The 14161-nt window shown below is 64.0% G+C and carries 14 protein-coding genes and 1 pseudogene; 6 read left to right on the plus strand and 9 right to left on the minus strand.

The features are described 5' to 3' along the window. Nucleotides 1-18 precede the first annotated feature (18 nt). On the minus strand, nucleotides 19-831 hold the full coding sequence (gene cysQ, locus P6U23_RS17530; protein WP_407180950.1) for a 3'(2'),5'-bisphosphate nucleotidase CysQ: 813 nt from the start codon (nucleotides 829-831) through the stop codon (nucleotides 19-21). Nucleotides 832-1278: 447 nt separating this feature from the next. Further along, nucleotides 1279-3900 carry an MMPL family transporter gene (locus P6U23_RS17535; protein WP_407180951.1) on the minus strand — a complete coding sequence of 874 codons (2622 nt, stop codon included), beginning with the start codon at nucleotides 3898-3900 and terminating at the stop codon, nucleotides 1279-1281. An 804-nt stretch (nucleotides 3901-4704) separates the two neighbouring features. On the opposite strand from P6U23_RS17535, the gene P6U23_RS17540 reads away from it, so the two are divergent. Next, complete coding sequence (locus P6U23_RS17540) at nucleotides 4705-4926, plus strand: hypothetical protein (RefSeq protein ID WP_407180952.1); 222 nt, start codon at nucleotides 4705-4707, stop codon at nucleotides 4924-4926. 16 nt (nucleotides 4927-4942) lie between these two features. Then, the gene (locus tag P6U23_RS17545) at nucleotides 4943-5356 is read left to right on the plus strand and encodes a hypothetical protein (RefSeq protein ID WP_024510970.1); all 414 of its coding nucleotides are present in this window, start codon (nucleotides 4943-4945) and stop codon (nucleotides 5354-5356) included. A gap of 26 nt (nucleotides 5357-5382) precedes the next feature. Here P6U23_RS17545 and P6U23_RS17550 read toward each other — a convergent pair whose 3' ends face one another. Further along, entirely contained in the window at nucleotides 5383-5832 is a 450-nt protein-coding gene (locus P6U23_RS17550; RefSeq protein WP_407180953.1) for a YbhB/YbcL family Raf kinase inhibitor-like protein, read from the minus strand. Between the two features lie 120 nt (nucleotides 5833-5952). Between P6U23_RS17550 and P6U23_RS17555 the strand changes: the two genes are divergently transcribed. Beyond that, a complete protein-coding gene (locus P6U23_RS17555; RefSeq protein WP_407180954.1) occupies nucleotides 5953-7080 on the plus strand; it encodes a CapA family protein in 1128 nt (375 codons plus the stop codon). A 279-nt stretch (nucleotides 7081-7359) separates the two neighbouring features. Next, entirely contained in the window at nucleotides 7360-7671 is a 312-nt protein-coding gene (locus P6U23_RS17560; RefSeq protein WP_407180955.1) for a hypothetical protein, read from the plus strand. Between the two features lie 24 nt (nucleotides 7672-7695). Here the strand turns inward: P6U23_RS17560 and P6U23_RS17565 are convergent, their stop codons facing one another. From P6U23_RS17565 to P6U23_RS17585, 5 genes are read right to left on the minus strand one after another with little or no spacing between them, the layout of a single operon-like run. Continuing rightward, nucleotides 7696-8403, minus strand: coding sequence for an SDR family oxidoreductase (locus tag P6U23_RS17565; protein WP_407180956.1), 708 nt, complete (start codon nucleotides 8401-8403; stop codon nucleotides 7696-7698). Further along, nucleotides 8400-9188 (minus strand): sugar phosphate isomerase/epimerase family protein, encoded by a 789-nt coding sequence (locus P6U23_RS17570; protein ID WP_407180957.1) that lies wholly within the window; start codon nucleotides 9186-9188, stop codon nucleotides 8400-8402. Before P6U23_RS17570 ends, P6U23_RS17565 begins: the two co-directional genes overlap by 4 nt. A gap of 58 nt (nucleotides 9189-9246) precedes the next feature. Continuing rightward, nucleotides 9247-9435, minus strand: a complete 189-nt coding sequence (locus P6U23_RS17575) for an NIPSNAP family protein (protein ID WP_407180958.1) — start codon at nucleotides 9433-9435, stop codon at nucleotides 9247-9249. Between the two features lie 15 nt (nucleotides 9436-9450). Beyond that, nucleotides 9451-9861 (minus strand): NIPSNAP family protein, encoded by a 411-nt coding sequence (locus P6U23_RS17580; RefSeq protein WP_407180959.1) that lies wholly within the window; start codon nucleotides 9859-9861, stop codon nucleotides 9451-9453. A gap of 17 nt (nucleotides 9862-9878) precedes the next feature. Then, a complete protein-coding gene (locus tag P6U23_RS17585; protein WP_407180960.1) occupies nucleotides 9879-10808 on the minus strand; it encodes an FAD-binding protein in 930 nt (309 codons plus the stop codon). Between the two features lie 26 nt (nucleotides 10809-10834). Here P6U23_RS17585 and P6U23_RS17590 point away from each other — a divergent pair, with 26 nt between their 5' ends. After that, nucleotides 10835-11335, plus strand: a complete 501-nt coding sequence (locus P6U23_RS17590) for a sugar phosphate isomerase/epimerase family protein (RefSeq protein WP_407180961.1) — start codon at nucleotides 10835-10837, stop codon at nucleotides 11333-11335. Between the two features lie 27 nt (nucleotides 11336-11362). On the opposite strand, the gene P6U23_RS17595 is transcribed toward P6U23_RS17590, so the two are convergent. Next, nucleotides 11363-12250 (minus strand): helix-turn-helix domain-containing protein, encoded by an 888-nt coding sequence (locus tag P6U23_RS17595; RefSeq protein ID WP_407180962.1) that lies wholly within the window; start codon nucleotides 12248-12250, stop codon nucleotides 11363-11365. A gap of 184 nt (nucleotides 12251-12434) precedes the next feature. Between P6U23_RS17595 and P6U23_RS17600 the strand changes: the two are divergent. Beyond that, nucleotides 12435-14136 (plus strand): annotated as a pseudogene (locus tag P6U23_RS17600) (FAD-dependent oxidoreductase). Nucleotides 14137-14161: the final 25 nt, after the last annotated feature.

Below are 14161 nucleotides of genomic sequence, written 5' to 3' on the forward strand. Positions count from 1 at the left end.
CAGTTTGAGCCGTAGCGTTCATATCGAAGATTCCGGGGCTGCTCCCCATGCGATGAAATTGCCATTCCGGTAACCCGGCTTGCCGTAGGTCATCGGATGTCCCGCGAGATCCGTGACGCAGCCGCCGGCCGCCAGCAGAACGGCGTGGCCCGCCGCCGTATCCCATTCCATGGTCGGGCCCATGCGAGGATAAACGTCGGCTTCGCCTTCGGCGATGACACAGAATTTGAGCGACGAACCGGAGGGCTGCAGATCGGCGATCGGGTGCTGCGCGATCCATTCCTTGGTCTGGGCATCGAGATGCGAGCGGCTGACGACGGCCCGCCATCCCTCAGGCGGCGCGTTGCGGACGCGTATAGGATGCATTTTGCTGAAGGTGACGCCGTTCGCGTCCAACCTCGCGTCGAGCCTGTAAGCCTCGGCGCCGCCGATATAGAGCTGATGCAGAGCCGGCGCGTAAACGGCGCCCGCGACGGGAGCACCACGCTCGATCAGCGCGATATTGACCGTGAACTCGGACCTGCCCTGGATGAACTCCTTGGTCCCGTCGAGCGGGTCGACCAGAACAAACCGCTCGGCACCGGTCGGTTGACCGCTCGCACAGGTCTCTTCGGTGACCACGGGCACGTCGGGCAGGTTCTGCTCGAGGCAATGACGGATGACCTCGTCGGCCTCGAGATCGGCGGCCGTGACGGGCGAGCCGTCCGCCTTGTAGTCGGGGCGTCCGATATTGGCCCGAACCTTCATGATCACCTTGCCGGCGCTCGCGGCGATCAAGCCAAACAAGCGTGCGAGTTTGTCCAGCTCGTGCAAATTGCATCTCTCGCTCAAGGGGCGCTCCGCATTGATCGGATCGAGCCGGCTGACTGATCCTCGGCGCCTGGCCGTATAGCCTGGCTGCAGAATCGCGGCCACAGGCCTCTGGCGATCTCGATAGCGGGGTAATATAGTAGTTCCTTGAAGCAATTCCTACGAATCTCTCTCGGGCGCGTCGTTAGGCTCCATCAAGCCAAGCCGCATCAAGCACGGAGAAACGTTCTGCGCCAGCGCTCTCGCCCGTTCGTAGCGTTCAGGAAAGCCGGGCGGCCCCTACGATTTTCCGGCCGCTGTTTCGAATTTTCCACCAGGGCTGCGCCGGATAGGAGAACTTTATGCGCCGAGCGCGCGTAACGCGCGTTTCTTTGCTTTTTGCACATCCTGCCCTCGAATTAAAAAAATCGCGCAAAGGCGGCGCAGTGCGGCGGTCGGGTGGCGCGCGCACCTGCCCTGGACACCTATTCATTCAGCAGCTTCGGACAGAGGCGGCGCCTCGGGGAGAGGCTGGATCTGGCGCGGCCGCCCCATTAGCACCGGCTGGAAGAGAACCGCCGCCGCCATGGTGCACACCAGCGCGAGCGCCATCATCTTGCCCATGCTCGACATCCCCGGATAGCTCGACACCCACATGCTGCCGAACGCGACCGCATTGGTCATGGCGCTGAACACCACGGCCCGCGTCAGCGTCGATTGCAACAGCCCGGTTTTGCCGGCGCGCCAGGCCATGATGTAATAGATCTTGAAAGCCACGCCGACCCCGAGCAGCAGCGGCAGCGCGACGATGTTCGCGAAATTGAGCGGCAGTCCCCACAGCACGGAAATTTGCAAGGTCACTGCGCCGGCGAGAAGGAGCGGGATGAGCGTGAGCAGCACGTCGGTGATGCGGCGCAGGGCGACGATCAGCAGGATCGTGATCGCGACCAGCGCCAGGATGCCCGCCTCGATGAACGCGGTGGTGACGGTTTGCCCGGACTCGTAATAGCTCACCGCAGCTCCCGCCGCCGAAGGTTCGGCCTGCAGGACGGCGGAGGCGAATTTCCGCAGCACATTGATGTCGTTCGGATCGCCCTTCGGCAACGCCTCGACGCGGGCCCGCCCGTCGGGCAAAAGCCAGCCGCGGACCAGATCCTGCGGCAGGCTCTGAACCGTGATCGTTTGCGGAGAGAGGCTCCTGCGGAGCCCATCGAGATCGTGATTCAAGGACGGAATGATCGCGGCCTCGGCCTTCCGGCGGACGTCCGCATTCGCCTCGGCGAGGCGGTTGAGCAGGGTGGCGACTTCGCGCGCATCGTCGGCTGACTGGCCGGTTGCGCCGGCGGCGGCCTTGGAGAGCGCCTCTGCAGCGCCGCGGATCGCCGCGACATTGTCCTGATCACTCGGTGCGGGCTTTCGTCCCCGTGGATTCAAGGCCGGGCCGAGCGCTTGCGCGGCTGTGCGCAAGGCCCCGATCTTCTGGTCCTGGTCCGCCGGGATGAAGCTATCAAGCGTCAGCGCCTGCGAAACTTCGGGAACCGCTGCGAGCCGCTTGGCAATCGCGTCGGCCTGCGCGAGCGACGGGGCCAGGACCTCGGCGTCATTACCGCTGGTCTGCGGCTCGGATTGCAATTGCCGGTAGGTCACGACGGATGGCGAGTCCGGATTCTGCAGGTTGACCGGGTTGAAATCGAATTGCAGATGGAACAACAGAGGGATGCCTGCCAGCACGACGAGAAAGGTCGCCGCGATCACGGCGATGCGGTGGCGCTGCAGGAAATCGTCAACGGGGGCAAGCCTCGTAAAGCCAACGGGAGCGGCTTCGCCCGGCGGATTGAGCGCCATCAGCATCGCCGGCACCAGCGTAATGCTGCAGATAAAAGCAATCAGCATGCCGCATCCGGCGATCAAACCTAGCTCCGACAGTCCGCGATAGCTCGTTGGCAAAAAGGCGAAGAAGCCAACCGCGGTCGCTGCGGCGGCGAGCGCAAGCGGCTTTCCGGCCTTCTGCGCCGCGCTGCACAGCGCTTGCCGCAGCTTGCCCAGCTCGTACCTTTCCGTGCGATAGCGTACGCTGAATTGAATCCCGAAATCGACGCCCAGACCGACGAACAGCACAAAGAATGCGATCGAGATCAGGTTGAAGGAGCCGACCATCGCAAGGCCCAGCGCGGCGGTTGCCGCGAGCCCGACGATCAGGCTGAAGAACACCGAAGCAATCAGCTTGAAGGAACGCAAGGCGAGCCACAGCACGATCAAGACGCCGAGCGCAGCGGTCAGGGTGTCGCGCAATGCACTGTTGCGGATCACGGAGAACTGATCATCGTTCATCGGCACCTGACCGGTGAGGCTCACTGTGGCGCCAAGATTCTCCTTCAGCTTGAGATCGGCAGCCGCCTGGTGGATGCCCTCGGTTGCGGCGCGGCCCGGCTGCAGCGCGGCAAAATCGAGTTTGGGCGCGATCCCGACAAAATGTCGACGCTGATCGATGGGCAGGGTGTGACCCTGCAGGAGCTCCTGCCAGGAAAAGAAAGCCGGCCTGTCCGCGAGCACGTCGTTCAATGTGTTCTTGGCGAGCGAAAGCGGCCACGCCAGTTGCTCCAGTTTCAGTCTGCCGGCCTGGACGCCCTGTGCGGCGGAGGAGAGCACGTCCATGACGCCGCGCAGGCTGGGATCGGAGGCAAGCGCAGCCACGAAAGGCTGCGCATGGCTCAGTCCTTCGGCGGTGCGTTTCACATCGGACAGCGAGCCGAACAGCAACCCATTGCGCTCGAAGAAATCGCCGCTGTCGGGTCGCGCGACCTGACGAAACAGGTCGGGATTCTTAGCAAGGGCCTGCGCCAGTTGATCGGTGGCGAGGTCCGCATCTTCGGCGGTCGGTGCCGTAACCACCGCCGAGATCCCCCTCTGCGGAAAGGCCCGCGTGAGCTGCGTCTGACGTTGGTGCCAGGGCAGGTTTGGCGCAATCAATGCCTCGATGTCGGTGTTGATGGAGAAACGGGCGACATCAAAGATCGTTGTTCCGAGCAGCACGACTATGCCGGCGAGGATGACAATCCGCCGATGGCGCGCGCATAGATCGACTAGCCGGACAATCGCTTTGTTCATCATCGGACGCTTGAGCTGCCGAAGTACCGATGTTCCACCAAGACGAATTATGTTCGAAGCAGGACCGCAGCTTGAGGATGGTGCGGCTCGTGTAATAAGGCGGTCATGCGCGGAACGTTCCGCCGGTGCTGCGTCAAGCGGACACGGACCCGTATGGCGTCGCCCACTTTCGCGGAGCCGGAGAACTCCGTGCGGGTGAATCGGAATGGAAATTAACAGGTTATGGAGACCGCTTAAGCGCCCTGGCTGTCCGGGCTACTTGCGACCGCCCTGCGACTGCGAGAAGCGCGACGCATCCAATCCGAGATCGGCGACGGTTTGTTGATCGAGCTGGCCATTCGCCTGAATCTGCTTGCGACGGCAGGCGTGCCAATCACGGTCGATGCAAGCAGCGCGATGGCGATCTTTCTCGTGTGATCCTCGCTGGTTATGGAACGAACAGCCGCCATTGCTTCAGTTTTGCGGTCAACGCGTGCAAAATTTCACCGTTTCGGCGCGATCGGGTACGAAACGTGAAAACTCCGTGGGCTCGGAAGGGGCGACTGGGGCCCGCAAGGGGCCTCACATTGCGGTCATTTGCGCGTCGCAAGACTTGGGACCGGCCAGTCAATCGCCTATAATGGCCTGGGCCAACTGGGGGCGACGCCTGACGGCCATCGATCAGCTACTCATCCGGCGTCGTGTTTGCGATTTTAGCCCGTTGGCCATTTCTGCTACGTTGATGGAGCGGAAATTGGAACAGCAACAGGGCAAAAAGCATTGCCTGCTTCGAACGCGGAAATCGAACCATTCGCGAGGAGATTGGTCATGGCGACGCAGATCGTGATGGACCACAGCGGCGACACTCGTCATCACTTCGATGCAAAGGACCTCGAGGCGCTGGCGAAGGCGGAGGCACGCTTCAAAGAATTGACAGGGCGCGGGTTTACCGCCGCGGTCCGAACCGGCCCGGGGGAGGTCACGCGCATCAGGTCGTTTGATCCGGCCGCAGAGGAAACCTTATTCTTCCCGCGGCTGGTCGGCGGCTAAACGCCTCCGCCGGACCATGTCCTTGTTTCGTCGAGCCGCAACGACGGAACGCTCACGTTTCGATTGTCTGCGGGCGCTCTACCGCAAGTTCCGGGCGGAAAATACGCGCGAAGCGCGCGGGCTGCGTTTGTTGCGAGATTGGCTCTCGCCGGCGCAGCGCGCGCAGTTCGAAGCCAAGGGCTATTTCGACGTCATCGGTTCCGACAGCGGAAGAAAGTACCGCATCTATGAGGGGACGATGACCAACGTCTACGAGCTTGATGAGATCGGCCGTCCGAGGATGGGCTGGTGCTTCGTCCCCTCAGGCTATCTGGTGGCAGGCGATGTGATGCTTGCGCAAAAAATCGCGCTGGAAACGGCCGAGTCCGCCAGTCTGGCCGTCGCAAACAGGTTTCTGCCGAAGGCGGCGCAATTCCGCGTCCTGCGGTGAGCACCCGGCTCCGGCGCGGTTCGCCCCTATCGTTCATACCAGCCGACGAGGATGGCTTCCGCGAGTGTCGACTTGCGGGCCTCCCGCTCCACGTCGCGGCAGGACGCATTGGCCTCGAGCCGCAGATGGTCGGCCGAAAGGGCAAGCAGCCTGAAGTGATAGTGGTGGGGGCCATGGCCGTGAGGCGGACACGGTCCGCCATAGCCTGTTTTGCGAAAGTCGTTCACAGCCTGCTTCATGTCCGTCTTCTGTGCGGCGCCTTCCGCGAGCTGCGCGACGGTCGGGGCCATGTCGTAGACCGCCCAGTGATGCCATGTGCCGCCGGGCGCGTCCGGATCATCGCAAAGCAGGACAAAGCTGTGCGTGCCCTCGGGCGCGCCGGACCATTGCAGAGGCGGGGAGAGGTTCTGGCCGTCACAGGTGAAGCGTCGCGGAATTGCCGCGCCGTCGGCGAAGGCGCTTGAAACGAGCTTCATGGTTTTCTCCATGTGGCTGCAGCAGATATCGGCTCGGGCTGACGAGTTCTTCGAGTTGCAGTTCGCGGCAGCGAGCCACCAGCAGCTCTCGGATGGTATCGCGCAATCGGATCAAAATCGATGATCGACCGGTCACATACTGTACGGCTCTTCCTGAGCGGAGACGTCATGTGCGGCCGCGGCATCGACCAGGTGTTGGCACATCCCTGCAGCCCGGAAATCGACGAGGATTATCTGCGCTCCGCGCAGGCCTATGTGCTGCTGGCGGAGCGCGCGAACGGGCCCATCCCGCAGCGCAACGGCCCGTCCTACGTCTGGGGCGCGGCGCTCGACGAATTGGAGCGTATGCAGCCCGACGCGCGGATCGTCAATCTCGAAACGGCCGTAACGCGGAGCAACGATCGCGCCGACAAGGGGATCAACTACCGCATGAGCCCCGAGAATGCGGAATGTCTTTCAGCCGCGAAGATCGATTGCTGCGTATTGGCCAACAATCATGTCCTCGATTGGGGACCCGCCGGCCTGAATGAGACACTTGCGACACTCGAAAGGCTGGAGATCGCCACAGCGGGCGCGGGCCGCAATGCGCCGGAAGCCGGCTCGCCCGCGGTGATCGAGCTTGCCGAGACGCGACTGCTGATCTTTTCATTCGGATCGCCCTCGAGCGGCGTCCCCTATGCCTGGGCCGCCACGAGCCACGCCGCTGGCGTCAACGTGCTCGGTGATCTGTCCGAGGCGAGCGCATCGGAGATTGCCGACCAGATCGCGGCCATCAGAAAGCCCGGTGACCTCGTCGTGGTTTCGATCCATTGGGGATCCAATTGGGGCTACCTCGTTCCCCCGGAGCAGGGGATCTTCGCGCGGGCGCTGATCGACAAGGCCGGCGTATCCGTCATTCACGGCCATTCGTCGCATCATCCGCGCGCCATCGAGATCTATCGTGATCGCCTCATTCTGTATGGCTGCGGCGACTTTCTCAACGACTACGAGGGCATCGGGGGGTACGAGCGTTACCGCGACGATCTGGTGCTGATGTATTTCGCGGATCTGGAAACGGCCGATGGACGGCTCCGCGCGCTTACGCTTGCTCCCCTGCAGATCAGGAAATTCTGCCTCTGCATTCCCTCAGGTTCGGACATAGCCTGGCTCCAGCAGACGCTCGATCGGGAGTGCCGGCGCTTCGCCACGCAGGTCGCGCTGAGAGCCGATCGTCGGCTCGTGGTCACGCCAGCGGCGGCAACGGCGTAAGGCTAGCCGCAACCGATCCGTGCCTGTCCATTGCCACGGCCGTGAAAGCGTCGAGCTTGTCCTTCGAGCTGAGTTGAAAGCGCTTGCCGTGCGAAGGCAAGGTTTTCCCCGATGTCGCCGTTGCAGCCTTGTCCCCGCGGAGAAGTTTACCGTCCAATTACCGTATTCATCGGCAGAGCCACCCGCTATATGAAGAAGCGCTGATCATTTCCTATGTTCGTTACGTGCCGGAAGACATAGTCGACTGGCTGGCGTTCAATTTGATTGGTGAGTGAGTCCTTGGGCAACCAAAAGCAGATTTTTGTCCTCGAGGTGGATGGCAGGCCGACGCTGGCCTTCGAGGCCGCTGGCGCCGACGAGGCCGCCGAGATTTCGCGTGATGCGGATCTCAGGACCGATCTTTGCGCCCTGACCTCAGTGGGCGTCCCGATCTGCACCGCCACGGCCACGCTGGCACCCCGGCCGGCGAGCCGCGATGAGATCGCCGCATTCGAGCGGGCCGTTCATTTAGCTCCGGCCTCGGACGAGCCGACGATGGCGTTTCTGATCCAGGTTGACGGGGTCGTGGTCGTCTCCATGGACCCGGAGTGAGTTGCGCAGCGCCCGACGGCTGAATTAGTACGTCGCCCTTCCGCCCGACAGGTCGAAAACAGCACCAGTTGAGAATGAGCATTGATCCGAGGCAAGCCATGCGGCCAGCGCGGCAACCTCGTCCGGCCGCCCGGCGCGTCCGAGGGGGATCTTTGCTAGCACCGTCCGATAGGCCTCGTCGGACATCTGCTTGAGGAGATCGGTGGCAATGAGGGCAGGCGCAATGGCATTGACCCGGATTTCAGTGTTGGCCAGCTCTTTCCCGAACGATTTCGTGAGCGCGATCACACCGGCCTTGGCGGCGGAATAGCCGGTCATGCCGGCATTGCCCTCCTTGCCGGCGATCGATGCCAGGTTGACGATGCGGCCCGCGTTCTGTCGTCGCATCGGTGCAATAGCTGCCTTGCAGCAGAGGAAGGTGCTGGTGAGATTCACATCGAGCACACGTAGCCATTCGGCAAGGCTGTACTGCTCGATGTTGACGGTGGGGCCGGTAATGCCCACGGCATTGACGAGGACGTCGATGCGGCCAAACTGCGCGAGGAGGCGCGCCATCGCGTCGTTGACGACAGCCTCGTCGGTGAGATCGATCCGCTCGTCGGCAGCCTGGGCCACATCCCAGACGACCACGGTGGCCCCGCATGCAGCAAGTCGCTCGCGAACGGCTTGTCCGATGCCGCCGCAGCCACCTGCGATGACGGCGATGCGTCCAGCGAAATCGAGACCGGTCATCCGATTGTCCTTTCTTCTGTGGCCTTGGTGACAATCCGGCGCGCCGCGGCCAGCGCGCGCCGCCCCCATTCCTCCGCGCCGAGTTTCGGCAGCCATTCGTCATTTGGAATTTCGAGGCTGAGCGGCAGGTCATCGGGCAGCGTGCGGACGAGGCCTGCGAGATCGATGCCACCTTCACCCGGGATGAGCCGGGCGCAGCGGGCGGTGTGGATCAGTTCCTCGTTGGTGGCGGGAATGCCCGCGGGCGCATCGCAGAGCTGGGCATAGCCGAGCAGGTGCTGGGGCAGGGAAGCGATATCGTCGAGCGTCGTGGCCGAGCGCGCCGCATGCAGCGCGTCAACCAGCACCCGCCCGTTTGGCTCGCCTGCACTGGTCACGATGCGAAGTGCGGCCTTGGCATTTTTCACCGCGGTCCACGGCATGAATTCGAGGTCGGCCGTCAGACCGTAAGGCGCGGCGGCGCGACAGAATCTGGCAAACGAATCCGTCAGCCGCGCTTCGTCCGGATCGTCGCCGGCGACCAGGATCGCGCGCGCCTTCAACTGTCCCGCAGTCTCGAGAAAGCGGGCAAAGTGATCCGCTTCGAATTGCGGGCCAAGCCGCGCGATCTCGACGTCGAATACCGGCACGCCGGTGTCGTCGATGCGGCGAATGGTCTCCCGCAGCATGGCCGGGTCGGTGGTCAGCGGCGAGAAGTCGCCGTCGGGCCCTGCTGGCGCGATCCTGACACCGATGGCCTGGTAGCCGAGCTTCTTAGCCAGCGCCAGCGCATCGGGCGGCGCCATCGGCGCCGAGGTGAGATAGGCAAGAGAATAGATGTGGGTCATGACGATCGCTTTCGCGTCAGGCCAGCGGCGAGATCGCCGTCGGCAAGGCGACGATCGAGCGCATGTCGCCGGTCAGCCAGTCGGGTCCGCCTCGCGGCGGCCAGACGCCCTTCGTAACCGACTCGGTGCGCACTGCAGTGCGGGCATCCAAGCTTGCGAACGGCCAGATATGGGTGAAGCGCGGCGGTCCATCCAGCGCATACATCGCGATCGCCAGTGGCTACAGCTTGCCGCGTTCGGGCATCGCCGCTTCCCACGCCGCGATCGTGTGAGGAACGCCGCCAGGCTTGAGACGGTAGGTGCGGATCTCGTAGACGCCGCCGTATTTGCCCGGCGCGACCGGCGGCAGGAACGGGAAGGGAGCATAGGTGTCGAAGTCGAGCTGGGTGATGGAATCGCCTGCGTTGAACGGATTGGTGGTACGCAGTGTCCGTTCGCGCTCGCTCCGCCACGCGTCATAGCCGTCGAAGGAACGCAGCAGCAGGAGCTGGTTGAGCTCGCCGATCTCGCTGGCCCAGCAGCCGAGCAGCGTGCCGGCCGCGCCCGGTGCCCTGACATATTCATCGATCCCGCTCACGGCCTTGGCCGCGGTGCCAAGCTTCACCGTCAGCGTTGCGATCTCGTACAGCATGTTTTCTCTCCTTCCGGTCATGCGGCGGTTGACCTGTTGTTCTTGAGCGGAATTCCACTGGCGTGATGAGCAGCGACGTAGCCGAAAGTCATGGCAGGACCGAGCGTGATGCCGCCGGATGGATAGCGACCGGCCATGATGCTCGCCATGTCGTTGCCGACGGCGTAGAGGCCGTCGATCGGCTTGGCTTGTGCGTCGAGTACGCGGGCGTGCTCGTCGGTGTTGAGGCCGGCAAAGGTGCCGAGGCTGCCGGCAACGATCTTCACGGCGTAGAAGGGACCAGCACCGATCGGCGCGACACAGGGGTTCGGATGATGCGCCATGTCGCCCTGAACGCGGTTGTAGGGCGTGTCGCCCCGCCTGAAGGCGGGGTCCTCGCCGCGCACCGCAAAGCGGTTGTAGGACGTGATCGTCGCCCGCAGTCCTTCGGCGGAAATGCCGCAGGCCTCGGCGAGCGCCGCAATGCTCGCACCTCGCTTCAGATAGCCGTTGCGCAGCCAGGGCCCGATCGGAAAGGGCCACGGGCGCACGCGGCCGAGGCCATAGCGCCTGAGGAATGTCGCATCGCAGATCGCCCAGGCTTCCGCCGGCGCGCCTGCGGGCGTGGCGGCGAACAGTGCCTTCATGACGTCGTGATAGGAATCGGCTTCGTTGGCAAAGCGCTTGCCGTCGCTGCGCACCATGATCAGCCCCGGCTTGGCGCGCTCGATCAGATGCGGGAAGCGGCCGAGCGAGCCGTCGCGATGCGGAACCAGCGAGACCGGCGCCCAGGCGCCGGCGTCGGAGAGATCGGTCCGCATCTTTCCGCCGGCGCTTTCGCCGAGGCGGATGCCGTCACCGGTGTTGCTCTCCGGTGCCGCCGACCAGTGCTCGCGGCCGGTCGGTGCATGTGGAAACAGCGAAGCCTTGCGCGCGGTGTCGTGCGGAAAGCCGCCGCTGGCCAGCACGACGCCGCGCCTGGCGCGGATGTCGCGTGGCGAGCCGTCGCCGGCATGCGCTGCTCGCCAAGGCCAACGACCGGCTGATGGTCAGCTTTCGCGAAGCCTTTGCCCGCATTCACGACAAGGCGACACGCGCCGGCGTGCCGATCATCCTCGAAAACCACCCGCAGGGTCTTCTCGCCAGCGCGGCCGATATCGTTCGCTTCCTCGACGCCGAAGGCTACACCGACATGCCGGTGATCTACGATGTCGCCAACGCCGTTGCGATCGGCGAGGATCCGGTCGAGGGTCTCAAGATCCTGTGGCCGCGTGTCGGTATCATTCATCTGTCCGACAGTCCGAAGGGACAATGGCGGCACGATCCGATCGGCTCCGGCGAGATCGACTTTGCCGCCATCGCGGCAGAGCTGAGACGGCGTGCCTATGCGGGCAGGATCGTTCTCGAAATTCTGTCGGAGCGGCCGCTTCAGGACATCGGCGAGGGTGCCGCGGCGCTACGGCGGCAGGGACTGCACTTTACGCGCGACGGCTGACCGCGCAACTCAGCTTGCCCGCGCGCTTCAATCGGCAACCGCGCGGGTCTCGCCCGGCAGGAGCCGGTCGCGGAAGCGGCCGGGTGACAAGCCGACATTGCGGGAGAAGAACCGGTTGAAATAGGCCGGATCGGCATAGCCGAGCGCCGCGCCGATCTCGTTCACGGTCATGTGGGAATAGAGCAGGTTGCGTTTGGCCTCGGTGATGAGGCGATCGTTGATCAGCGCCAGCGATGACTTGCCGGTCGTGATGCGGCAACAGGCGTTGAGGCGGGCCGCCGTCACGCCGAGCCTGCGCGCGTAGAAATCGAGCGGCGGGTGATTGCGATAGTGCCGTTCGACCAGTTCGCGAAAGCGCATCACCGTGTCCGCATCGCGCGCGGTGGACACCGGGGGCGCGCGCTCCTGCTCGAGCAGCCGGCGCACGGTCACCGCGAGCAGTTGCAGATAGGCCTTGATGGCGGTGCGGCGGCCCGGGGCCGACCAGACGAACTCATGCTCGAGCGAGGCGAACAGGCCGACAAGGTCGATGTCGCGCCCGATTTGCTGCGGGAGAAAGCGGACCGGGATACGAAAGCCCTCGAGGAGATCGGCGTCGTGGTCGAGCGCGGATTGCAGGAAGGGCGGGGCCACGGTGATGACGTAGCCGTCGGTATTGGGCTTGAAACGAATGGCGTGGATCGTGAGCGCAGGGATGATCACCAGGGAGGGCGGCGACACCTCCCAACTCACGCCTCCGACCTCTATGGCACCGCCGCCCTTGCTGATCACCAGGATCTGGTGGTGATCCGGGTGCGAGTGAGTCCGGATTGTCCAATCATGACGACCGCTCCGCACTGGAATCGGCTCGATGTGGAGAAACGACGGTTCGACCTTCGGAACCGCTTCTTCGTACAGAAAGTAATGCGGAATCATTCCGTGGCGTCCTCGGCAGCCTCCGATTTGCGACGGTTGGTGGCTGCGCCGTACTTATGAAAAGTACAATACGAAGGGAATTTCGTCCATTGGCGGCGGCCGCGTCCGCCCTTATCCAGATGCCAACGCGTGGCCGAACGCAACAATGGGATGCCGGTAGAAGCGACACGCGAGGAGGACGTCAATGCCAGGACAGCAGCGTGATCTGTCGTGCGACGTGCTGGTCGTGGGCTCGGGCGCCGGTGGATTGTCCACCGCGATCACGGCCAAGAAATCCGGCCTCGACGTCATCATCATCGAGAAAGATCGCTATTTCGGCGGCACCACCGCGTTTTCCGGTGGCGTGCTCTGGATTCCCGGTAACAGGCATGCCCGTGATGCCGGCGTGGCGGACAGTCGCGAGGCTGCGCGCACTTACCTGAAGCACGAGACCGGCAATCATTTCGACGACGCGGCGATCGATGCCTTTCTCGACGTTGGCCCGCGCATGCTCGATTTCTTCGAGCGGGAGACCGAAGCGAAATTCGTTCTGTCCGCCTATCCCGACTATCATCCGGACGTCGAGGGCGGCGCGAGGCTCGGCCGCTCCGTCACGGCGGCGCCCTATGATGCCCGCGCGCTCGGCGAGGAGATCCGCAGGCTGCGGCCGCCGCTCGAGACCATCACCTTCATCGGGATGATGTTCAACTCGTCCAACGACGAATTGAAGCACTTCTTCCGCGTGACCAGTTCGCTCACCTCGGCAATCTATGTGGCCAGGCGGCTTGCCAGCCACATTAAGGATCTCGCCCTCTATCGCCGCGGCATCAAGGTCACCAGCGGCAACGCTTTGGCGGCGCGTCTTGCCAAGACGGTGTTCGACCTCGGGATCCCGCTGCTCACGGCAACGCCGGCGCAGCGGCTGATCAGCCAGAACGGCGCCATCACGAGAGCGGTCGTGAGCGATGAACACGGCAAGTACCGGATCACCGCGCGCCGTGCGGTGGTACTGGCGAGCGGCGGATTTCCGCATGACCAGGCGCGGATCGCCCGTGCCTATCCGCACCTCGCCCGAGGCGGCGAACATCTGTCGCCGACGCCCGAGGCCAATACCGGCGATGGCATCCGCATGGCGGAGGAGGTCGGCGGCAACTGCGATATCCGCTTTTCGAACGCCGCCGCCTGGATGCCGGTGTCGCGTGTGCCGCTCGGCAATCGCACCGGCGCGTTTCCGCATCTCGTGGACCGGTACAAGCCCGGCGTGATCGCGGTGAACCGGAAGGGGCGCCGCTTCACCAACGAGTCGGAATCCTACCATGACGTCGGCGCTGCGATGATTGCCGACGGCGCCGGCGGGAAGGAAACCGCAGCCTGGCTGATCTGCGATCACGCGACGATCCGGAAATACGGCCTCGGCTACGCCAAGCCGGCGCCGGTGCCGGTCGGCGTCTTCGTGCGCAACGGCTATCTGACCCGTGGGACGACGTTGCGCGAGCTTGCCGCGAATGCGGGCGTCGATGCCGACGGCCTGGAAGCAACGGTTCGCGAGTACAACCAGGGGGCGGTTCACGGCGTGGACGCCGCGTTCAAGCGCGGAAGCACCGCCCAATCGCTATCTCGGCGATGCCGAGCACAAGCCAAATCCGAATGTCGCTCCGATCCGCGCCGGGCCCTATTACGCGCTGAAGATCATCATGGGCGATCTCGGCATCTTCGATGGATTGACCACCGACGTGGTCGGCCGCGTGGTGCGTCACGACGGCACGGCGATCGGCGGACTTTACGCCGTCGGCAACGATCGCGCCTCGATCATGGGCGGCAACTATCCCGGCGCCGGCATCACGCTCGGGCCGATCATGACCTTCGGCTACATCACCGGCCGTCATCTGGCCGGCCAGCAAGCCTGAACGCAAATCGTCCAACTGGACCAAC

It is taken from the genome of Bradyrhizobium sp. STM 3562 (assembly GCF_045571435.1).
GTDB lineage: Bacteria > Pseudomonadota > Alphaproteobacteria > Rhizobiales > Xanthobacteraceae > Bradyrhizobium.